This is a genomic window from Arthrobacter sp. SIMBA_036, assembly GCF_046535135.1.
Taxonomy (GTDB): Bacteria; Actinomycetota; Actinomycetes; order Actinomycetales; family Micrococcaceae; genus Arthrobacter.
This window is the reverse complement of sequence record NZ_JAWRXG010000003.1, coordinates 77,388-96,867: the sequence shown is the minus strand read 5'-3', so window position 1 is coordinate 96,867 and position 19,480 is coordinate 77,388. Positions and strand designations below refer to the sequence as shown.

At 62.4% G+C, this 19,480-nt stretch carries 18 protein-coding genes; 10 read left to right on the top strand and 8 right to left on the bottom strand.

What is annotated here, in order from left to right; genetic code table 11:
* Window positions 1-21: 21 nt before the first annotated feature.
* Both SB659_RS05425 and SB659_RS05420 read right to left on the bottom strand, forming a co-directional pair.
* The gene (locus tag SB659_RS05425; RefSeq protein WP_284976703.1) at window positions 22-1,209 is read right to left on the bottom strand and encodes an acyl-CoA dehydrogenase family protein; all 1,188 of its coding nucleotides are present in this window, start codon (window positions 1,207-1,209) and stop codon (window positions 22-24) included.
* Window positions 1,210-1,371: 162 nt separating this feature from the next.
* Complete coding sequence (locus SB659_RS05420) at window positions 1,372-1,605, bottom strand: phospholipase domain-containing protein (protein ID WP_410549863.1); 234 nt, start codon at window positions 1,603-1,605, stop codon at window positions 1,372-1,374.
* A 321-nt stretch (window positions 1,606-1,926) separates the two neighbouring features.
* On the opposite strand from SB659_RS05420, the gene SB659_RS05415 reads away from it, so the two are divergent.
* The 3 genes from SB659_RS05415 (at window position 1,927) to SB659_RS05405 (ending at window position 7,551) form a co-directional block, all read left to right on the top strand.
* On the top strand, window positions 1,927-3,024 hold the full coding sequence (locus SB659_RS05415) for a response regulator (protein ID WP_410549736.1): 1,098 nt from the start codon (window positions 1,927-1,929) through the stop codon (window positions 3,022-3,024).
* 190 nt (window positions 3,025-3,214) lie between these two features.
* A complete protein-coding gene (locus SB659_RS05410) occupies window positions 3,215-6,646 on the top strand; it encodes a response regulator (RefSeq protein WP_410549735.1) in 3,432 nt (1,143 codons plus the stop codon).
* The gene (locus SB659_RS05405) at window positions 6,643-7,551 is read left to right on the top strand and encodes a GGDEF domain-containing protein (protein WP_284976706.1); all 909 of its coding nucleotides are present in this window, start codon (window positions 6,643-6,645) and stop codon (window positions 7,549-7,551) included. Before SB659_RS05410 ends, SB659_RS05405 begins: the two co-directional genes overlap by 4 nt.
* Before the next feature lie 145 nt (window positions 7,552-7,696).
* On the opposite strand, the gene SB659_RS05400 is transcribed toward SB659_RS05405, so the two are convergent.
* Entirely contained in the window at window positions 7,697-8,434 is a 738-nt protein-coding gene (locus tag SB659_RS05400; protein ID WP_284976707.1) for a GAF and ANTAR domain-containing protein, read from the bottom strand.
* Between the two features lie 133 nt (window positions 8,435-8,567).
* Here SB659_RS05400 and SB659_RS05395 point away from each other — a divergent pair, with 133 nt between their 5' ends.
* Together SB659_RS05395 and SB659_RS05390 are read left to right on the top strand one after the other, a co-directional pair.
* Complete coding sequence (locus SB659_RS05395) at window positions 8,568-8,765, top strand: hypothetical protein (protein WP_284978497.1); 198 nt, start codon at window positions 8,568-8,570, stop codon at window positions 8,763-8,765.
* A gap of 168 nt (window positions 8,766-8,933) precedes the next feature.
* Window positions 8,934-9,356: a DUF1003 domain-containing protein gene (locus tag SB659_RS05390; RefSeq protein WP_284976709.1), complete on the top strand. Its 423-nt coding sequence runs from the start codon at window positions 8,934-8,936 to the stop codon at window positions 9,354-9,356.
* A gap of 69 nt (window positions 9,357-9,425) precedes the next feature.
* Here SB659_RS05390 and SB659_RS05385 read toward each other — a convergent pair whose 3' ends face one another.
* Both SB659_RS05385 and SB659_RS05380 read right to left on the bottom strand, forming a co-directional pair.
* Entirely contained in the window at window positions 9,426-9,728 is a 303-nt protein-coding gene (locus SB659_RS05385) for a hypothetical protein (RefSeq protein ID WP_284976710.1), read from the bottom strand.
* A gap of 397 nt (window positions 9,729-10,125) precedes the next feature.
* Window positions 10,126-11,007, bottom strand: coding sequence for a LysR substrate-binding domain-containing protein (locus SB659_RS05380; protein WP_410549734.1), 882 nt, complete (start codon window positions 11,005-11,007; stop codon window positions 10,126-10,128).
* A gap of 122 nt (window positions 11,008-11,129) precedes the next feature.
* Here SB659_RS05380 and SB659_RS05375 point away from each other — a divergent pair, with 122 nt between their 5' ends.
* From SB659_RS05375 to SB659_RS05355, 5 genes are all read left to right on the top strand, one after another.
* On the top strand, window positions 11,130-12,281 hold the full coding sequence (locus SB659_RS05375; protein ID WP_284978501.1) for an FAD-dependent oxidoreductase: 1,152 nt from the start codon (window positions 11,130-11,132) through the stop codon (window positions 12,279-12,281).
* Entirely contained in the window at window positions 12,281-13,528 is a 1,248-nt protein-coding gene (locus tag SB659_RS05370; RefSeq protein WP_284976713.1) for an allantoate amidohydrolase, read from the top strand. The genes SB659_RS05375 and SB659_RS05370 overlap by 1 nt, the downstream gene beginning before the upstream one ends.
* 162 nt (window positions 13,529-13,690) lie before the next feature.
* Window positions 13,691-14,824 (top strand): tyramine oxidase subunit B, encoded by a 1,134-nt coding sequence (locus SB659_RS05365; RefSeq protein WP_410549733.1) that lies wholly within the window; start codon window positions 13,691-13,693, stop codon window positions 14,822-14,824.
* A gap of 92 nt (window positions 14,825-14,916) precedes the next feature.
* The gene (locus SB659_RS05360) at window positions 14,917-16,206 is read left to right on the top strand and encodes an ammonium transporter (RefSeq protein WP_410549732.1); all 1,290 of its coding nucleotides are present in this window, start codon (window positions 14,917-14,919) and stop codon (window positions 16,204-16,206) included.
* Window positions 16,206-16,775 (top strand): HutD family protein, encoded by a 570-nt coding sequence (locus SB659_RS05355; protein WP_410549731.1) that lies wholly within the window; start codon window positions 16,206-16,208, stop codon window positions 16,773-16,775. The genes SB659_RS05360 and SB659_RS05355 overlap by 1 nt, the downstream gene beginning before the upstream one ends.
* Window positions 16,776-16,810: 35 nt before the next feature.
* Here the strand turns inward: SB659_RS05355 and SB659_RS05350 are convergent, their stop codons facing one another.
* The 3 genes from SB659_RS05350 to SB659_RS05340 form a co-directional block, all read right to left on the bottom strand.
* Window positions 16,811-17,434, bottom strand: coding sequence for a helix-turn-helix domain-containing protein (locus tag SB659_RS05350; RefSeq protein WP_410549730.1), 624 nt, complete (start codon window positions 17,432-17,434; stop codon window positions 16,811-16,813).
* Window positions 17,435-17,477: 43 nt separating this feature from the next.
* Window positions 17,478-18,242: a type 1 glutamine amidotransferase gene (locus SB659_RS05345; RefSeq protein ID WP_410549729.1), complete on the bottom strand. Its 765-nt coding sequence runs from the start codon at window positions 18,240-18,242 to the stop codon at window positions 17,478-17,480.
* A 154-nt stretch (window positions 18,243-18,396) separates the two neighbouring features.
* A complete protein-coding gene (locus tag SB659_RS05340; protein ID WP_284978508.1) occupies window positions 18,397-19,464 on the bottom strand; it encodes an LLM class flavin-dependent oxidoreductase in 1,068 nt (355 codons plus the stop codon).
* Between the last annotated feature and the right edge of the window lie 16 nt (window positions 19,465-19,480).

Below are 19,480 nucleotides of genomic sequence, written 5' to 3'. Positions count from 1 at the left end.
CCCTGACCCCTCTGTAGGTACTTATTTGAATGCGGAGATGCCGGTGATGTCCCGGCCGACCAGCAGGGATTGAATGGAGTCAGTTCCCTCGTAGGTGCTGACGACATCCATGTCCGTCATGTGCCGGGCCACATGCCGTTCGAGCAGGATGCCGTTGCCGGCCAGCACGTCGCGGGCCTCGGCGCATATCCACTTGGCTTTCTGCGCCGTGGACATCTTCACCATGGAAGCCATCGGGCTGGTCAACCGGCCGGTTTCGGCAAGCTCGGCCATCCGGTGGCACATCAACTGCATGGCTGTCAGCTCGCTGAGCATGTTGGCGAGCTTGTTCTGCACCAACTGGAACGAACCGATCGGCCGGCCGAACTGCTCCCGCTCCAGGGCATAACGGGCGGCAATCTGGTAGGCGGCCATGCCGTGGCCCATCGCCTCCCACGCGGCCCCGCCCCGAGTCGCGGTGAGAACCCGGGTGACATCCTTGAATGAGTCACAGTTCTCCAGCCGGTTTTCGGCCGGGACCCTCACGCCGTCGAGGACAATGTCAGCCTGCTGTATTGCACGCTTGCCGATCTTGCCCGTGATCACGGTGGGCCGGTAACCGGCCGGGTGCTCGCCGTCGTCGCCCCTTTCCAGCACGAACGCCTTCACCTTGGCGTCGGCATCATCGCGGGCGAACACGATGACGACGTCAGCCATGTATCCGTTGCCGATCCACCGCTTGTGTCCGTTGAGGACATAGCTGTCACCCTCCCGGCGGGCGCTGGTTTCCAGGGCCACCGAATCCGAGCCATGCAGCGGTTCGGTGAGCGCGAACGCGCCGATTTTCGACAGGATTGCCATGGAGGGCAGCCAGCGCTGGCGCTGGGCCTCATTGCCGAGCATATTGATCGCGCCCATGGCCAAGGACGAATGAACGCCGATGAAAGTATTGATGGAACCGTCCCCGCGCGCTATCTCGCGGGCAACGATTCCGGCCGCCCTGCGGCTCAAGCCCGGGCAGCCGTATCCCTCGATCGTGCCGCCGATAATCCCGAGTCGGACCAGCCCCGGTAACACCTCGGTAGGGAATTCCGCGCGTTCCCAGTAGTCATTGATGACCGGAAGGATGTCCGATTCCACGTAGGAACGGACCGTGTCCCGCAGCCCCCGCTCCTTGGGTGTCAGTTCATCATCAAGCAGGAAATAGTCGCTGTTCACATCCGCTCGCATCAACGCGTGGCCCCTTCGGCTCGGGTTCCGTAATGAGGCCTAGATCACACTCACCTAACAATATGCATAGTAACTGCAAATTGTTCAGACCCCAAGGGCAAAGTGGAGGACAGCTCTCTCAGCCCGCGCCGACACCGGCGCTCGGCTCCGATGCGGGTTCGGTTACCGACCCAACTGGGGATCGCTCGTTAGCGGACTCCCGTTTTCCAGCCGGCCCGCCAGGACCCGGACAAGCTTCGGGTCAGCGGCGGAGGTGACGGTCAGGTCATACCAACCGCCTTGGGTCGGGATAACGACCACCTTGTCCTCGCCCCGTGTGAGCGAGACCGTTTGGGAACCAGCGCCGTAAGCGTCCGTCACAGTCAGGGTTACCCCTGTGGCGCCGTCATTCTCAATCCGGAACTGTGCGTGGGGCGATTTGCCATTGGCGGTGACCGTTACGCGGATGTCCGCGGCATTCGTTGTGCCCGCGAGGCGCCGGCCTGAAAAGCGTCAGGAGTAAGTTCGCCCAATCAGTTCTGGACACCCTCAGCACGGGAGTCTAATTCCGTGCTGGGCGCGACTAGACTCGGGCAGGTCGGGGCTGCATAGCCGCCGTTACCGGCGTGGCGTGGCCGGCGTGTCCGTTGACTTCAGTGTTCGTGATCCGCGTGGTCGCAGTGTTGGAAGATACGGTGACCCTGCTAGCCACAATGTCGCGTGAAATGGGGAGGACGCATGGGCAGACCCGGGGAGTCTCTAAAGGTGCTCGTCGTCGACGATGATCCCGGGTCCTTGCTGGTCGCCCAAGCTGCCGTGGAACAGTCCGGGCATGAATGCTTCACGGCCGCCGATGGCGATACCGCGTGGGACCTGTACCAGACGCGCCGCCCGCACGTGGTCGTAACGGACCTGCAGATGCCAGGGATGGATGGACTAAGTCTGTGCCGCGCTATCCGTTCCGCCGACGGAGACGCCTATACATACGTGGTGCTCGTGACCTCCCATGGTTCCCGGGAGGATGTCCTCCTCGGCATGGAGGCTGGAGCCGATGATTATGTCACCAAACCCTTGGATCCCTTCCTCCTGCATACTCGCCTCCTCGCCGCTCACCGCGTGACAGCCCTGCACGCCGACCTCGCTGACGCCTTGGGTGCCGCAACAGCGAGTAACGAGAGGCTGGCCGCCTTCACCGGAAGGGTCAGCCACGACCTCCGTACCCCTCTAACGACGATCCTTGGATACGTGGGACTGGCGTCCACGGACCCCGCCCCTCCTCCGAACGAGACCTCGGCGTACCTGGAAATAGTAGGTTCGAGTGGTCGCAGAATGCTGTCCATGGTTGAGGAACTTCTCTCATTCGCCTCCATCGGTGGCTCTCTGGAGAGGAAGCAGCTTTCGCTGGCAAAGTTGGTGGAGGAGGTCACCGCTGACTTAAGCCTCGGGTTAGGTGAAGCGGGTGCGGTGATCGAATGTGAGGACTTTGCCTTCGATGCTGACGAGGCACAAATGCGCACCGCGCTGCAAAATCTCATTCAAAACGCGGTCGCCTATGCCCCTTCCGGAGTTCGTCCGGTGATTCGAGTCCAAGGCCAGCCAACCAGTACCGGCGCCGTAGTGCAGGTGATGGACAACGGTAAGGGAATCACCCCAGGGGACCGCAGCCGCGTAGTGGAGCCGCTGGTCCGTCTACGCCGGGATGGGGATCCGCCCGGGTCTGGGTTGGGGTTGGCGACGTGTGCCCGCATCGCAGCAGCCCACAAGGGGCGCCTGGAAATTTCAGGTAACCCTGGTGAAGGGACCACCGTGAGCCTTTTTCTCGGTCAGCCAGACTAACGATAGGAACCCGTATCGCACCTGCCATGCACTACGCTCGGCCTCGGCTGAATCGCCGATTAGCCGGCACATGAAGCACTTGGCGTGGCCTTGAGAGCTATATTTTGAGTGTGCGTCTCCGCCCGGCTCTTCGGGCGGCCCGGGTCTCAGGTTCGTGCGGGTGAGAGATGCTCTATTGGGAGGGCTCCACGTGTCTCAGAACGATCTCCTCAGACCGCGACGGCGGATCGGCGGACGCATGGCCCGGGTCGTTGGGCTCGTTGTATTTACTGCCATGCTCCTTGGGGTGCTGGCGTTATATTTCGTTTGGAACAACGGAACGGCGCAGGCCAAGGTAACAGGTGACTTTTGCATCCTTGCTGCCGCCCTGACAGCCGGTCTCAGCTGCAGCGTGGCCGCCCGGAGGGGTGAGAATGCCCGGGCGTGGTCCCTTCTGGCTGTGGCCGCCTTTACGTGGGCTGGGGGCCAAGCGATCTGGACGGTCTTCGGTCTCACCAACAACAACACGTACCCGTTTCCCTCGATCGCCGACGTCCTGTTCCTCGCGTACTCCATACCTGCCGCCGCCGCACTGTTCAGCTTCAAGCGGCCAGCCGGGACCACCAGGGTGGGCTGGGTCAGGGCAGCTCTTGATGCCTCGGTGATCGCGGGCTCGGTCCTGGCGGTCAGCTGGTACACGGCACTCGGGCCGGCATTAAGCTCCGAAGGTGACTTCCTGACGGTGCTCGTCAGTTCGGCCTACCCCGTGGTGGATGTGGTCATGACATCCCTGGTGCTGGTGCTCGCCATGCGCCGGCAGCCAGGAGAACGCCTCCCCTGGCTATGCTTCGGCGGCGGATTGCTCGCGCTCACCATCACCGACAGCACCTACATCAGGCTCACGTTCGACGGCGTCACTGGAGTAACAGGTTCCCCCCTGGCACTGGGGTGGATCGGTGCTTTCCTCCTGATTGCGCTTGCACCACTGGTCCCCTACGCGCAAAAGCCGCAGCCCGAGCGCAAGGCATTCGCTCTGGCCTTGGAACTGCTCCCCTACGTCCCCATCATGGTGGCGCTGGTGGTCGTTGCCGGGCCGCATGTTCAGGAACTCGGTCCGTTCCTGCTGGTGGTGGCCAGGGCAACGGTCGTCCTCATCCTGATCCGCCAGGTGCTGATTGTCGTTCAGAACATCACTCTGACTACGGGGCTGGAACGGGAAGTAGCCTCACGGACTGCGGAGCTTGAGGGCTTGGGCGCGATTGTGAATTCCTCCACGGATGCCATCATGAGCACCTCCCCGCAAGGAGCCATCATTAGCTGGAATCCCGGTGCGGAGCGGCAGTATGGCTACCCTGCCGAGGAGGCCATCGGCCGCGACATACGCATGCTCCTGCCCGGGGGAAGCGCGGACGGGACGGAGGAGATGTTCGGTCGGCTCCGGGAGAGCCGCGACGCGATGAACTTTGAAACCGAACACGTAGGCAAGGACGGGTCTGTCATTCCGGTGTCCATGACGGTCTCGCCGATCCAAAAAGATGGAGACCTGCGAGGGATCGCCATCATCGCCAGGGACATCACCCGGCGCCGGGCCGCCGAAAACGAGCTGAAAGCGGCAAGGTCCGCCGCGCTGGAAGCAAGCAGGCTCAAGTCCGAATTCCTGGCCACCATGAGCCACGAAATCCGGACTCCGATGAATGGTGTTGTGGGACTGACTGCCCTCTTGCTCGACACCGCTTTGGATGAGACACAGAAGCAGTATGCGGAAGGAGTCAAAGGCGCCGGCGAGGCGCTGCTGGCCTTGATCAATGACATCCTTGATTTTTCCAAACTCGAGGCGGGCAAGGTTGAACTGGACCTGCGCCCCTTCGATCCCCGGCTCCTGGTGGAAGAGGTCGCAGGGCTGCTGGCCGAGCCGGCGCAGGCCAAGCGGTTGGAGCTCATCGCCTATTGCGAGCCCGACCTTCCCGGCAGGCTGATCGGAGACTCGGGCCGGATCCGCCAGATCCTATTGAACCTGGCTTCCAACGCCGTGAAGTTCACGGCCGCAGGAGAAGTGGCCATCCGGATTAGGACCGAAACACGTGACGCCCGGCCCGAATCGATTGCCATGGTGTACTTCGAAGTCCGGGATACAGGAATCGGCATCGAGCCCACGCAGCATGCACGGTTGTTCGAATCATTTTCCCAGGCTGATGCCTCGACCACCCGCCGGTATGGCGGAACCGGCTTGGGGCTCGCAATTTGCAGCCGCCTGACCACAGCCATGAACGGTGAGATCGGAATGGACAGCGTGCCTGGTGAAGGCAGTGTCTTCTGGTTCCGTATCCCGTTACCGGTGGCACCACCGTCCGACGACCCCTTGCCGGCCGCGGGCTTCCTCACCGGTATGCGTGCACTGGTTGTGGACGACAACGCCACGAACCGCCTGGTGCTGGAGTCTCAGCTGCGCGGCTGGCGGCTGCAACCTCACGCCGTGCCCGACGCAAAGACAGCCGTGGCCCTGGCCCGGGATGCGGCACAGCGGGGAGAACCTTACGACCTTGCGGTCCTGGACATGTGCATGCCTGAAACCAACGGCCTGGAACTGGCCCGGGCCTTCAAAGCTGATCCGGCCCTGGCCAGCATCGAGCTGATCATGCTCACCTCGACCATGCAGATCGACGGCTCCGCAATCGCCAACGCCGGGGTCCGGGAATGGCTGATGAAACCAGTCCGCAGCTCTGAGTTCTACAACCGGTTGATCCGCTTGATGTCCACCAGCGAACAACGGCCGCCGACCAAGAGGCTTACCAAGGTGGCCATGAGCGAGCCCTCCGCAACCGGTCCCTCCTACCGGGGACCCGTCCGCGGCCGCCTTCTCGTCGTCGAAGACAACGAAGTCAACCAGCTCGTGGCCCGCTCCACAGTGGCGAAGCTGGGCTACGACGTCGATGTCGTCCCCAACGGGGCCGACGCCGTTGCCGCCGTCGGAAAGGTTCAGTATGACGCTGTCCTGATGGACTGCCATATGCCGGTGATGGACGGATTCGAGGCTACCGGGATCATCCGGAGCCGCGAGAACGGAAACAGCAGGCTTCCCGTCATCGCCATGACTGCCGGTGCCCTCGACGGCGACCGGGAACGCTGCCTCGGCGCGGGCATGGACGATTACCTCGCCAAACCGGTCGACGCCGCCGAACTTGAAGCAGCGCTGGCCCGGTGGGTCCCGTATCAACGCACGCGCGCCGTGCCCGAGCGACCCCTGGCCGTGACCGGTGGTCATTCGGCTGTGGCCACCGAACCCGCGAGGCTGGGGCTCGACGAAAGCCGGCTGGCCATACTTCGCGACCTCGGACCTTCAGACGGAATGGGCCTGCTTCCCGCGGCGGCAGAAGCATTCCGGAAGGACATCCCGTCCCGGATTGCCTCCCTGCACCAAGCAATTACCGACAATGACGGCCCGGCGATGACCCGGACTGCCCACGCACTCAGGGGCGCCGCCGCCAACATCGGCGCCACCACCGCTGCAGCCCTATGCGGCGAGATCGAAGCAACCGCGCACAGCGGAAAATTCGACGACGTCCCTCAGCTCCTCAGCCGATTGGAAGCGGAGCTTGCAAACGTGAATATCGAACTCGAGCAGGCCTTGGATGGTGCGCGGTGAGGGTCCTCGTTGCAGATGACGACCCGGGATCGCTCCTGGTAGCGAAGGCCGCCGTCGACCGCTCCGGACACAGCTGTCTCACGGCGACAAACGGCGACGAGGCGTGGGCCCTGTTCCTGGAGCACCAGCCGGACGTAGTGGTTACGGACTGGATGATGCCCGGCCTGGACGGTCTGGCCCTGTGCCGGGCCATCCGGGCTCGGGACACAGACCTGTACACCTACCTGGTGCTACTGACCTCGCAAGGCTCCCGGGACGACATCCTCGCCGGGCTTCAAGCCGGCGCAGACGACTACGTCACCAAGCCATTGGACCCTTTTGTCCTGCACACCCGGCTGCTGGTGGCAAACCGGGTGACCACATTGCACGCCGACCTGGCCCATTACCGGAAGATGCTCGCACAGCAAGCCCGAACCGATCCCCTGACAGGCCTGAACAACAGGCTCAAACTCAGCGAAGACCTCACACAACTGCACGCGCGCAGCCAACGGTACGAGGAGGATTACTGCCTGGCCATGTGCGACGTCGACAATTTCAAAAGCTACAACGACATCTACGGACACCAGGCAGGTGACCAGGCGCTACGGGCCATCGGGGCAGCTCTCGCCAGCGTGGTTCGCAGCAGCGACGGTGTCTACCGGTACGGCGGCGAGGAATTCCTCCTCGTGCTGCCCAATCAGTCAAGACAGAGAGCCAATGACATGCTGGAACGGGCACTTCACGCCGTTGAGGCCCTGAACATCATCCATTCCGGGGACCCGACGGGCCACCTAACGATAAGCGCAGGAATATCGGCCTTCACCGCGGGGCATCACGGCGACGCCGACGCTGTACTTGGTGAGGCCGACACAGCCCTGTACACCGCCAAAGCAGAAGGCCGAAACCGGGTCGAGCTGGCACCGTAAAGCCGGGTACGCCGTCGTTAGCCGGTCGCGAACGGGACGCAATGCAGCAACGTGCCAGCGCCCAAATCGAAGCTGACCGCCGCGGCCACCACCTATAGGAGACAGCCTGGTGCTGGAAGTAAACGACAGTGACCTGCCCGCAACCCTAGTCTTCGAAGCGCAGGGGCCCGTCGGCTGCGCCGCCAAGGTTGGTGATGATGTCGGTGGCGACCTTGGAGACTTTTTCGTTCCGGTGGCTTGATGCTTTGGTGATGAACTTGAAGGCTTCTTCCTGGGTGCAGCGGCTCTGGGCCATGATGGCCCCGCAGGCAAGGTCGATGACAGTTCTGGTGGCCATCGCCGTTTTCAGGTCGGTATTGAGTTGTTCCACAGTTTCTATCCGGATCGCCAGGCGCAAGGCGCTGCCGGCCACGTGCGCGAACGCCGCGGCTTCATCGACGACTTCAGGGGTGAAGAGACCGGGCTTGGACGCGAAGAAGTTCAGGACCGCTTCGGAGGACTCGCCCAGGTCCATAGGAACACCCAAAGCACTCCTGCATCCCTCGGCGGCCAGCGCTCGACTGTACTCAGGCCATGACACATCGGTTTCGACGTCGTCCAGCAACAGCGGCCTGCCCTGATCCAGGGCATCCAAGCACGGTCCCTGACCGAGGTTTTGTTCGATGTGGTCCAGGAGGACTGCCTTGTCGCTGCTGCCCGCAACCGTCGCCGTGCGTTTACGTCGGCGCAGGGTCAGTGCGCAGTCGATGTGATCCCCCGCGGCCCGGCTCATCGCGGTGGACGCGAAGCCTGTCACTCCCTGCAGGATGGCTTTGATGTCGGCTGTTCCGGTGACCAGTTCGTGGAGACTCAGGATCTGGTCTGTGTGTACGGGGGTTTCCATGAGCCCATGGTAGGTCCATTCTTCCCCCCGGCCCCGTTGTTCCGGAAAGCTGCTCCATGTAACGTAATTACTAAGCAAGCTGATTATTCAGTCTGCGCAGGAGGCCCCGCCGATAGTACTGGGATATCAGGAGATGAACGACCCGAGGCAAAAAGCACGAGACCTGCTCGAACAAGAGAACCTCACGCTTGAACGGTTATGGATCAAATACTGGGCCGAAGGCGGAAACGCCGGTCGGCTGGAACTGGACGCCTACGTGCACGAAGCATTGAAGCCGCACCCCTTCGAACTCACCCTCCTGGCCTGGGCCATGGAGGACCTTCACCCCTGACGGGCCACCGGGCATCAACCCCAGCCCAAGCCCCGCCCGCGGCGCAGTTTTGCGACCTGATTGGCCGGCATACGTCCCGTCAAACCGCCTTCACCTGACCGCCAGTACAAAGCATCGGCAGCATCACCGAAGGGTCAACACTGGTTCGCCGGAGGACTAGTCTGAGACATGAGCGATCAGCAACAGACCTGGCACGACAGGCATAAGTCATCCCTCACCAAAGGCCAGCGAGCCGCTGACATCATGCGCAACGGGATGGGAAGCTGGCCTTTCGTTGGAAGCTTCATCGGCTTCATGATCATCTGGGCCGCAATCAACACCTGGGCGCTGGCGGCGAAGGCATGGGATCCATACCCCTACATCCTTTTGAACCTCCTGCTCTCCATGCTGGCTGGGCTCCAGGGTGCCATCCTTCTCATTGCCGCCAAACGCCAAGACGCCATTGCTGCCGCCATGGCCCAGCACGACTACGACACGAATCTGAGGGCGAAGGAGGAGATCGAACTGCTGATAGCCGTCAACCGCGAACAACTGGAAATCCTCCACGAACTCAAGAAGACAGCTGCCATTAGAAGCACTTCAACATCGTGAACCGTCCTCGCCCACCGGGACTTTGAGGTCAGCAGCAAGATGCCGGGCGGATTCAGAATCAACTTCCCTTTATGTTCCGGTCATGACGGCGAACAGGTCGATTACTGTTTCCTCAGGAGGGGCTGTAAACCCTCCTTCGATGCCCGCCTGCATGCGCGGGAGAAGGATTTCATCCCTGAATTTTTCCCAGCTCTCTTTCGATTCATGCACTGCCATGATCGTCCATCCGCCGGTGGAGGCACCTCCCGCATGGAAGGTTTGCCCCTCCGGCAGCTGACCCTCGCCAGGGTGGACAGCAGCAATCGAGGCAAGGTACTGCTCTTGGGTGCCACCTGGAAAGAAGTGAACAATTCCGTACGATGTAGTAGCCATCACTGCTCCTAGGTCGGACCGCCGTGGTCCATGCCGCCAGTCCTAGTCCCAGCCCCTAGCGATGTCAATAGTTCCCGAAGGCAGGCGTTTCGCATTGTTGCGGCCCTCTTCATTGCCGCCGCATCCAAGTGACCGCTACCCCGTCCAGCGTTGGCATAATGCTTCCTTCGCTAATGAATTGCGGGGACCGGGGTTCCGCTTCCGATGCCCACCAGCCACTCACGGGGCAGTGCTCCCCGGTGCGCCGGAGCCCAGGCATGCCGAAAGCCGTGCTGCGTCTTGTCTTCACGAGAATTCTGTTCTTCACCAGATACTCCAGTTTTCGAGTTGCACGATATGAAACAACGATGAATAACAGTAAACCGCTCCCGGGTTACATCATCATCTCGCGAAGGTTTCAGCCTTGTAACTTGGAAGGGGCCAGACAATCGAGGAACAAATCGACGGACGGGTGACGGCTGGTTCCTTGCGCAGCATAGAGGGCTGTTTGGGGTCGTCCAGCGATGGGGCGGGTAATGACGCCGGGCATCTGAAAGCGGCTTACGGATTCGGGAAGGATGGAGATGCCGAGGCCAGCGGATACCAGTCCAAGAACCGTTTCCTGGTGGACGACTTGCTGGACAATCTGGGGAGATGTTTCCAGGCCCTCGAACAAGCGAAGTACTCGGGCTACGAATCCGGGCATGAGGCGGTAAGGGAAGAGGATCATCGGTTCACCCTCCAGGTCCTGAGGTTGGATTTCCGCGCGTGACGCCAGGGTGTGCGTCTCTGGCAACACGGCGGTGAGGTCTTCGGTACTGACCAAGTCCATGCGCAGTCCGGGTATCTCACCTGGGTCACGAACCAGTCCGAGGTCCAAGTCGCCGTCGAGCAGCTGCTCGATCTGCTCGCCGCTGGTGAGAGGACTCAGCGCAAGCTCAACCCTGGGCCGCTGCTCGCGGAACCTCCGGATGGCCTCGGGGACGGTGGTGTAACTGGCCGAACTCACAAAGCCCAGCCGGATCCGACCGCTCATGCCGGCAGCCACGCTGGCAACGTCGTCGGCAGCTTCATCGAGTTCATGGACAGCTCCGTGGACGCGATGCCTGAACGCCTCACCAGCGGGGGTCAACGTCACCCTGCGCGTGGTGCGGTCAAACAGCTGAACGCCAAGTTCCCGCTCCAGCCGCCGGATGGCGACCGTCAGGGGCGGCTGCGTGAGGTGGAGACGTTCAGCCGCACGGCCGAAGTGGAGTTCCTCGGCAGCTACAAGGAAGTACCGGAGCTGTCGTAGTTCCACATTGATTCTTTCGTTCGAAAGCAATAATCCTTACAAAAATGATATTGGACGCAGCACTTTTGTGAATGCGTAACTGGATGAAGCGATGTTACGAGCCAGCTACGCACCATGAAAGAGCACATATGGAAACGATCGAATACGCCGTTGTCGGAGCAGGGTTGTCCGGCGCTGCCGCAGCGTGGCATCTCGCCGCGCGCGGCCACGAGGTGGCACTGCTTGAACGTACGACACCGGCCAATGACGCCGGCAGCTCCCACGGCTCCGCACGGATCTTCCGTTACGCCTACCCGGACACCTTCTACACCGGCCTTGTCCTCGAAGCGAAGCGCGGCTGGGACGAGCTTGCCCGTGTTAGTGGAAAGCGCCTGATCTCGGCAACGGGCGCGGTGGACTACGGAGCAATCCGTCAACCAGAACGCCTCGCCGCAGCGTTGGCTGTCCATGGCATCAACCACGAGTTGCTCACCGCCGAAGACGCCCGGACCCGCTGGCCCCAGATAGCCTTCGACACTCAAGTGTTGTGGCACCCCGACGCCGGCGTTATCGACGCGCACGAAGCCGTGACCGCCATGGTGGATCAGGCCGTTGCCTACGGTGCCGCAGTTCATACCAAGTGGGCCGTGGAAGCCGTTACCGGCTCGACTGGCAATTACACCCTGACGTCCAAGGATGGCCGCTCGATCAAGGCAGGGAACGTCATCGTCGCCGCAGGGGGCTGGCTCCCGCAACTGCTCGGCTCACTATCCCTGCCCCCGTCGTTCCGGGCCACCATGCCGACTCTGGAAGTACGCCAGGAACAGGCCTTCCACTTCCCCTACGCCGAGCCGACCACAGGCGACGCGCCATGGCCGACTTTCATTCACAAACGTGAAGGCTGGCAGGCATACGGCCTGCCGGGCGGCAGGGACGCGGGTTTCCGCGGACAGAAGGTCGCCGAGTACAACGGCGGGAAAATCCTGCCGTCGGCCGCAGCCCAGGACGGTATCATCGACCCCGCCAACCGCCGCGGCGTCATCGAATACGTCGAACAGTACCTTCCGGGACTGATCCCGGAACCGTACGCCGAGACCACCTGCCTCTTCACCAATACGCCCACGGAAGACTTCATTCTGGACCGTGCGGACGGAATCACCATCCTCTCTCCCTGCTCGGGGCACGGTGCCAAATTCGCACCACTGATCGGTCAATTTGCAGCCGACCTTGCCACCGGCGTCGGGACGGTCCCGGAACAGTTCCGTCTCGCCGCTCACGCTACAACTGCTGGAGCTCACTAATGGAAAGCGCCACCACCCCCCACTCCAGCGCCACCACAGCGACTGTGACGGGTCTTCTGTCCGACATCTCCGGCACGGGTACCGATCCTCTGCGCGGCGGCTACACCCGCCCGGTCTACTCCACGGCCGAACTGGACCTGCGGACGTGGTTCGTCGAACAGGCGAGCAAGCGCGGCCTAAGCATTGAAACCGACCGTAACGGCGCAATTTGGGCGTGGTGGGACATCCCTGGAGGGAACCGCGGCAACAGCATCGTCACCGGCAGCCACTTGGACTCAGTCCCCGGCGGCGGCCCGTTCGACGGTCCCCTGGGCGTTGCCTCAGCCCTCGTCGCCGTCGACATCCTCAAGGCCCGGATGAGCACCCCTGCCCGGCCTCTCGCCGTCGTGGTTTTTCCCGAGGAAGAAGGCTCCCGTTTTGGCGTCGCTTGCCTCGGCTCCCGACTGATGACCGGGGCCATCGATCCGGATAAGGCACGAAACCTCAGGGACCCGGACGGCAATACATTCGCCGACATTGCCAAGGCAAACGGCCTGGACCCGCGCCATGTCGGGCGTGACCAGCGACTTCTGGGGCAGATCGGGTCATTCGTTGAACTGCACGTCGAGCAGGGCCGGGGGCTGGTTGATTTCAAGCAACCCATCGCCATTGCTTCTTCCATCCTGGGCCATGGCCGATGGCGCATGACCATCCGCGGGCAGGGAAACCATGCCGGCACGACGCTGATGGTGGACCGGCGCGACCCCATGGTTGCGGCTTCCCGAATCGTGGTAGCCATCCGCGACGCTGCACGGAAGCAGCCCCACGCCCGGGCCACCGTCGGCAGGCTCCAGCCTGTCCCCGGAGGAACAAACGTCATCGCTTCCCGTGTGGACTTCTGGCTCGATGTCCGCCACCCGGACGACGCCGTCACCGCTGCCCTCGTCGAAAACATCCATGCTCAGGCGCAACTGGCTGCCAATGAAGAAGGCTGCAGCGTCGAGTTGGCCGAGGAATCACTCAGCCCCACCGTCCATTTCGACCCCGGACTGCTGCAACAACTCCACGCTGCCTTGCCCGACGCCCCGATCCTGGACACCGGCGCCGGACACGATGCAGGAGTACTCTCACCGTTCGTGCCTACGGCAATGGTGTTTGTCCGCAATCCCAGCGGCGTCTCCCACTCCCCCGAAGAACACGTACTGGACGAGGACGCCGAAACCGGGGCGCAGGCACTGGCGGATGCACTCGCCGGCCTCATGAAGTAGTCCTCGGATAGCGGCATTCTCACTGCAGCGGTCGTCAGTTGAGAACGATGCCGCGAGAAGTTACACGCCGGAAACTTTGGAGTGACGGATCGGAAATCTGCCATCGGTTTACTGGTGGTTATCAACGTTTCATACCAAGAATCGCAATACCTAGGAGTTCATGTGTCCACTCAGATCAACTTCCGCTACTTGAGCGAACCCGACATGATCGAGGCCGGTGTCGGCGACCTGGTCCGGTGCACGGACGTGATGGAGGAAGCCCTGGTTCTCCTCCGCAAGGGGGACTACCGAATGGCCGGCGAGAACGGCAACTCCCACGGTGCCATGATCACCTTCCCGGAGAACCCTGAATTCGATGGTATGCCCAAGGACGGTCCGGACCGCCGGTTCATGGCCATGCCTGCCTACCTCGGTGGACGCTTTGGCACATCGGGCGTGAAGTGGTACGGCTCCAACACCGAAAACCGCCAGAAAGGGCTCCCCCGTTCGATCCACGTGTTCGTCTTGAACGACAGCGACACAGGCGCGCCCCTTGCCATCATGAGCGCAAACCTCTTGAGCGCCTACCGCACCGGCGCCGTTCCCGGCGTCGGGGTCAAGCACCTCGCTAAAGCCGACGCCAAAGTCGCTGCAGTTGTTGGCCCGGGTGTCATCGCCCGCTCAGTCCTATCCACCACCCTGGCGCTGCGACCTTCCATCGACACTCTGTATGTCAAGGGCCGCAGCGAAGGAAGCACCAAAACCTTCGTTGACTGGGCAAAAGCGACCTTCCCGCAGCTCACCAGCGTCGCAGCAGCCGAGACCATCGAAGACGCAATCTCCGACGCCGACGTCGTCATGGCCACCACGTCCACCGACGCCGCCGGCAGCGACGCCTTCCCGTACTTCCCGAAACACGCTATCAAGCCCGGCGCACTCCTGCTCCTGCCGGCAGCAGCCCGCTTCGACGACGACTTCCTCCAAGGAGACGCCCGCCTGGTCATCGACGCCGAAGGCCTCTACCAGGCCTGGCTCGAGGAATACGGACCCACCGCCTACCAGATTCTTGGCATCCCCGGATCGCACTGGTTCGGGCTGCTGGAGGACGGAAAAATCCCGGCCTCGAAAATCGAAGAGATCGCCGACATCGCCACCGGCAAACTCCCCGCCCGCCGGGACGACGAAGAAATCATCCTCTACTCCGTCGGTGGCATGCCCATCGAAGACGTCGCATGGGCAACCGACCTCTACCACGCTGCCGAAGAGAAGAACATCGGCACTGTCCTGAACCTTTGGGACACGCCAGCCCTGGCCTAACCCCAAGACCCGTGTGGGGGCAGTGGTCACCTGCCCCCACACGTACCACCACCGATCAACACGGACGAAGTGCTTTTGGAAAGGGGTTTCCCATGGATTCGGGAAATGTCGCCTGGCTGCTGGTCAGCTCGGCTTTGGTTTGCTTGATGATCCCGGCGTTGGCCCTCTTCTACGGCGGAATGGTGGGCTCCCGCCGCATCCTGAACATGATGATGATGTGCTTCGGCGGCGTCAGCATCGTCGCCGTACTGTGGGCCGCCTTCGGCTACTCCGCAGTCTTCGGCAATTCCATCGGAGGTCTCGGACTGATCGGGGACATCACGCAGTACCTGGGACTGGACCAACTACTCACCGATGACCCCAACGCTTCAATCCCACCGGCACTCTTTGCCGCATTCCAGCTCTTCTTCGCCGGCATCACCACCGCCATCATCGCCGGCGCGGCAGCAGGACGCATGAAGTTCGGCGCGTGGATGCTCTTCGCGGCACTCTGGGCAACGGTGGTCTACCTGCCCATCGCCCACTGGGTCTTCGCCCTGAACTCCCCTGACGGCAGCACCACCGGAGGCTGGATACTGAACCGTCTCAAAGCAATCGACTTCGCCGGCGGCACTGCCGTCCACATCAACGCCGGAGTCGCCGCACTCGCACTCTCCCTTGTCCTCGGCCGCAGCGCCGGTTGGCCCAAAAGCGAACACGTACGCCCGCATAGCCGCCCACTTGTCCTCGTGGGCGCAGGACTCCTTTGGGTCGGCTGGTACGGATTCAACGCCGGCTCCGCCCTCGCCGCCGGAAACGCCGCGGCCGTCGTCTTGCTGACCACCTCAGTGGCAGGCGCCGCCGCCCTCCTTGGCTGGATCGCCGTCGAACGCCTCCGCCGCGGCCGCGCCAGCAGCATCGGCGCCGCCTCCGGACTCGTGGCCGGCCTCGTTGCCATCACCCCCGCCTGCGGCGCTGTCAGCCCTCTGGGAGCCATCGCGATCGGGGCAATCGCCGGCGCTGTCTGCTCACTGGCCATCGAATGGAAGTACCGCCTGGGCTATGACGACTCCCTCGATGTGGTCGGCGTTCACCTGGTAGGCGGCATCATCGGCACACTGCTCATCGGCATCTTCGCCACCCAAGCCGCCCCCAACAAGACCGCAGGACTTCTCTACGGCGGCGGCTTTGGCCTGCTGTGGACACAAACCATAGCCACCGGCGCAGTGCTCCTGTACTCCTTCGCCGCAACCTGGATCGTGGCGAAGTTCGTCCAGATCACGGTGGGCCTCCGCATCAAACCCGAAGACGAACTACGCGGCATCGACCTCACGGCCCACGCCGAGGAAGCCTATCTCCTCGACGAAGAACCGGAGATGCTCGGCTCCCCCTCACGCTCCTGATGAAACTCATCCGATGTGCCGACATCGCCGAGTCTCCCTGGATCAACGGAGGTGGCAGCGTCAAAGTGATCGCCTCCGGAGTCATGGGCAAAGATGGCGCCGTCAATTTTGGGGCCGACAACTACTGGGCCTGGCGACTTTCCATAGCCGACGTTGGGCAGCCGGGGGACTTCTCCCGGCTGCCCGGCGTCAAGCGCATACTCACAGTTGTCGAAGGTGGTCCGCTTCGTCTCACCATTAACGGCAAGCCCCGTTTGGCTTCAGCCCTCCAGCCCCTGGCGTTCGACGGCAGCGCACCCACGACGGCGGCCCTGCCGCGCGGTCCGGTGAAGAACCTGAACCTCATGTGTCGGACCGGCCATGTTGGAGGCAGCGTGTCCATCATTCCGCTGCGGGAACACTTGCTGCTTCCACATCAGGCGGCTGTTCTACTGGAAGGCGAGGCCCGAGCGGATGATCAGGATCTACTCGGCCTGGACGCAGTGTTCGGTTCGAAAACAGAACCAACCTTGATCCGCGGCCAAGGGACGCTGGCGCTGATTGGGCTCTATCGGGCCGTCAGCCGTTGAAGCCGTTAGGGCACGTGTTTCTGACGCTGGGGGGGTCAGGGGGCCGTCACCGCAAGGAAGCGGATGGGCAATTCCACCAGCCGTAGCGGCCCATGCGGACCTTCACCTTCAAAAACCAGTGAGTCTCCTGGCCGAAGTTCGTATTCGTAGGACCCGTGGCCGTAGACCATTCTGCCTTCAAGCATGTAGATGAACTCGGTGCCTACATGTTGGAACTGGGGAAACACATCCGAAGCACTCGTCAGAGTTACCAGGCTCGGCTCTATGGCTCGGTCACGTCGCTTCAGGGAGCCCAACGAACGGTACTCGTGCCCGTGGCGGGTCCCGCTCCGGACCGTGACGCTGCCCTCTCCCGCACGGGTGAGCGTGGCCTCACGTTCAGTGTCCGCGCCTTGGAACAGTGCAGTCACAGGGATATTCAAGCCTTGCGCCAGCCGCTGGAGAGTAGTAAGCGAGGAGGAGGTGCTTGCCGACTCGATCTTGGAAATCATCGCTTTCGACAGGCCTGCCCGGGCGGCCAGCTCAGCGGCCGACATCTCAGCGTCGAGCCTGTGCCGCTTTACCTGCGCGGCAATAACACCCTCCAACGGACCAAGAGCATCAAGCGCTTCCGGGCCGGTTTCGGGGACTTCTGCCTTCTCCGCCCGGCCAATAGTCATGAGTCGAGTATAAACAGGTGCCCCGCGTGCCGAGGGTGGAGGCTTATTTTGCGGCCACGGTTGCGGTTATTCGGACGAGGTAAGCGAAGCGCCGCGCCAACGCTTCGGTGTGTTCCCTCACGATTCGGTCTTGATTCTCGAAGGCCTTCATTCCGCTGCGTGCTCGTTCCTTGGTGACCACGTCAGTTTGGTTGATCAGAGTCAACCATTGCCGGTATACCGCTGGCGACAGCTCAGGATGAAACTGAACGCCCCACGACATCTCCCCTACTCGGAAAGCCTGGTACGGATATTGCGCTGTCACCCCGAGCCAGACGGCCGAAGCCGGAAGTTGGCTGATCATGTCCCGATGCATGGCCCCCGCGAAGAAAGGGTCTGGCAAACCGGCCATCAGTTGATCCTGCGCGGCTTCGGCCCGCCAGGATATCTGTGCGACTCCTGCCTCCAGGCCCCGGTCGCCTTTGGTCACGGTTCCGCCGAACGTCTGTGCCATCAGCTGCGCTCCGAGACAAATCCCGAGCGTGGGCTTTCTCCTGCTGGCGGCGTCTGCAACGACGCGACGGATGTCGGAAAGCCAAGGATAGACATGGTCGTCCAAGGAACTCATGTCTCCGCCCAGAACCACCAGCGCATCCTGCTGGATGGAATCCGGGATCACCTCGCCTTTAAAAGGCTGAATAGTTCGGGTGGTTATCCCCTCGTCGTGCAACCACGGACCGAGACGGTCTATTGGGCAGTAGGGATCTGGCTGTATGACGAGGGCCTGCAGGCCCTCGGTGTCTGGGGACAGATCTGGTTTGTAGGTCATGCTCCAACTCCTTATCGGGAGGTCGCGATTTCCAACACCCTAAACGTAGCGAACAGCATCGCGGTTACCGCGTTCGCCTTCCGTCAGCGGAAGCCCCCGGTGTTCTGACCTGTGCTTTAGGGTCAGAACACCGGGGGCTTCATTTAGCAGCGATTTAGCGTGCTGTTGTAGCGGGTTGCTCCTGGAAGGCCGGTACCACGTGTTCGATGAAGAGTTCGAGGGAGCGTTTCTTTTCCTCGTGGGTGAGGCTGTTGTCCGACCAGACGCTGAATTCGGTCACGCCGAGCGCTTCGTAGTGACGCAGCCGTTCGATGATTTCCTCAGGGGTGCCAATCATGGCTGTCTTGTGGAGGGCCTCGGCCGTGAACTCGGGGCGGTCCGCGAACTTTTCTTCGGGGCTGGGCTCGAGGAAGCCGTTCGTCGGGGTGGTCTTGTTGCCGAACCAGGCATCGAATGTCCGGTAGAACTTGTTGATGCCTTCTGCGGGGCGGCGCCAGCCTACCGGGTCCTCGGGTGAGTGGACGTGGGTGTGGCGGAGGACCATAAGGTCCGGGCGCGGGATCCCAGGGTTCTTCTCGACGGCGGAGTCGAACTTGCGCGCCAGGTCTTCGACTTCCTCGTCGCCCTTCATGAGGGGCGTCACCATGACGTTGCAGCCGTTTTCGACGGCGAACTCGTGCGAGGAAATGTCGCGGGCAGCAATCCACATGGGCGGCGTCGGCTTCTGGACGGGCTTGGGGACGCTGGTGGAGGTGGGGAACTGCCACACCTCTCCGTTGTGTTCGTAGTCGCCTTCCCACAGCTTCCGCACGGCGGGGACGAGTTCGCGGAGGTGCTTGCCGCCGTCGACTGCTGACATGCCGCCCATCAGGCGGTCGAACTCGAACTGGTAGGCGCCTCGGGCCAGCCCCACCTCCATGCGGCCGTTGCTGATGACGTCAAGCAGTGCGCACTCCCCCGCAACCCGGAGGGGGTTCCAGAACGGTGCGATGATGGTGCCGGCGCCGAGACGGATCTTGGAGGTCTTTGCTGCCAGGTAGGCGAGCTGGGGCATCGGGCTGGGCGAGATGGTGTACTCCATGGAGTGGTGCTCGCCGATCCACACAGTGCTGAAGCCACCGGCTTCGGCCATGAGGGTGAGCTCGGTCAGGTTCTCGAAGCATTCCTGGTGCGAGACGGACTCGTCCCAGCGTTCCATGTGGACGAAGAGGGAAAAGCGCATGAGTAATTCCTTCGTT

What these genes read in the sequence shown, in the direction of transcription:
- SB659_RS05390 (WP_284976709.1), top strand. Translation starts at nt 8,934, where the DNA reads ATGAGCGATCAGCAACAGACCTGGCACGACAGGCATAAGTCATCCCTC.
- SB659_RS05340 (WP_284978508.1), bottom strand. Translation starts at nt 19,464, where the DNA reads ATGCGCTTTTCCCTCTTCGTCCACATGGAACGCTGGGACGAGTCCGTC.
- SB659_RS05395 (WP_284978497.1), top strand. Translation starts at nt 8,568, where the DNA reads ATGAACGACCCGAGGCAAAAAGCACGAGACCTGCTCGAACAAGAGAAC.
- SB659_RS05345 (WP_410549729.1), bottom strand. Translation starts at nt 18,242, where the DNA reads ATGACCTACAAACCAGATCTGTCCCCAGACACCGAGGGCCTGCAGGCC.
- SB659_RS05360 (WP_410549732.1), top strand. Translation starts at nt 14,917, where the DNA reads ATGGATTCGGGAAATGTCGCCTGGCTGCTGGTCAGCTCGGCTTTGGTT.
- SB659_RS05425 (WP_284976703.1), bottom strand. Translation starts at nt 1,209, where the DNA reads ATGCGAGCGGATGTGAACAGCGACTATTTCCTGCTTGATGATGAACTG.
- SB659_RS05385 (WP_284976710.1), bottom strand. Translation starts at nt 9,728, where the DNA reads ATGGCTACTACATCGTACGGAATTGTTCACTTCTTTCCAGGTGGCACC.
- SB659_RS05355 (WP_410549731.1), top strand. Translation starts at nt 16,206, where the DNA reads ATGAAACTCATCCGATGTGCCGACATCGCCGAGTCTCCCTGGATCAAC.
- SB659_RS05375 (WP_284978501.1), top strand. Translation starts at nt 11,130, where the DNA reads ATGGAAACGATCGAATACGCCGTTGTCGGAGCAGGGTTGTCCGGCGCT.
- SB659_RS05350 (WP_410549730.1), bottom strand. Translation starts at nt 17,434, where the DNA reads ATGACTATTGGCCGGGCGGAGAAGGCAGAAGTCCCCGAAACCGGCCCG.
- SB659_RS05415 (WP_410549736.1), top strand. Translation starts at nt 1,927, where the DNA reads ATGGGCAGACCCGGGGAGTCTCTAAAGGTGCTCGTCGTCGACGATGAT.
- SB659_RS05400 (WP_284976707.1), bottom strand. Translation starts at nt 8,434, where the DNA reads ATGGAAACCCCCGTACACACAGACCAGATCCTGAGTCTCCACGAACTG.
- SB659_RS05370 (WP_284976713.1), top strand. Translation starts at nt 12,281, where the DNA reads ATGGAAAGCGCCACCACCCCCCACTCCAGCGCCACCACAGCGACTGTG.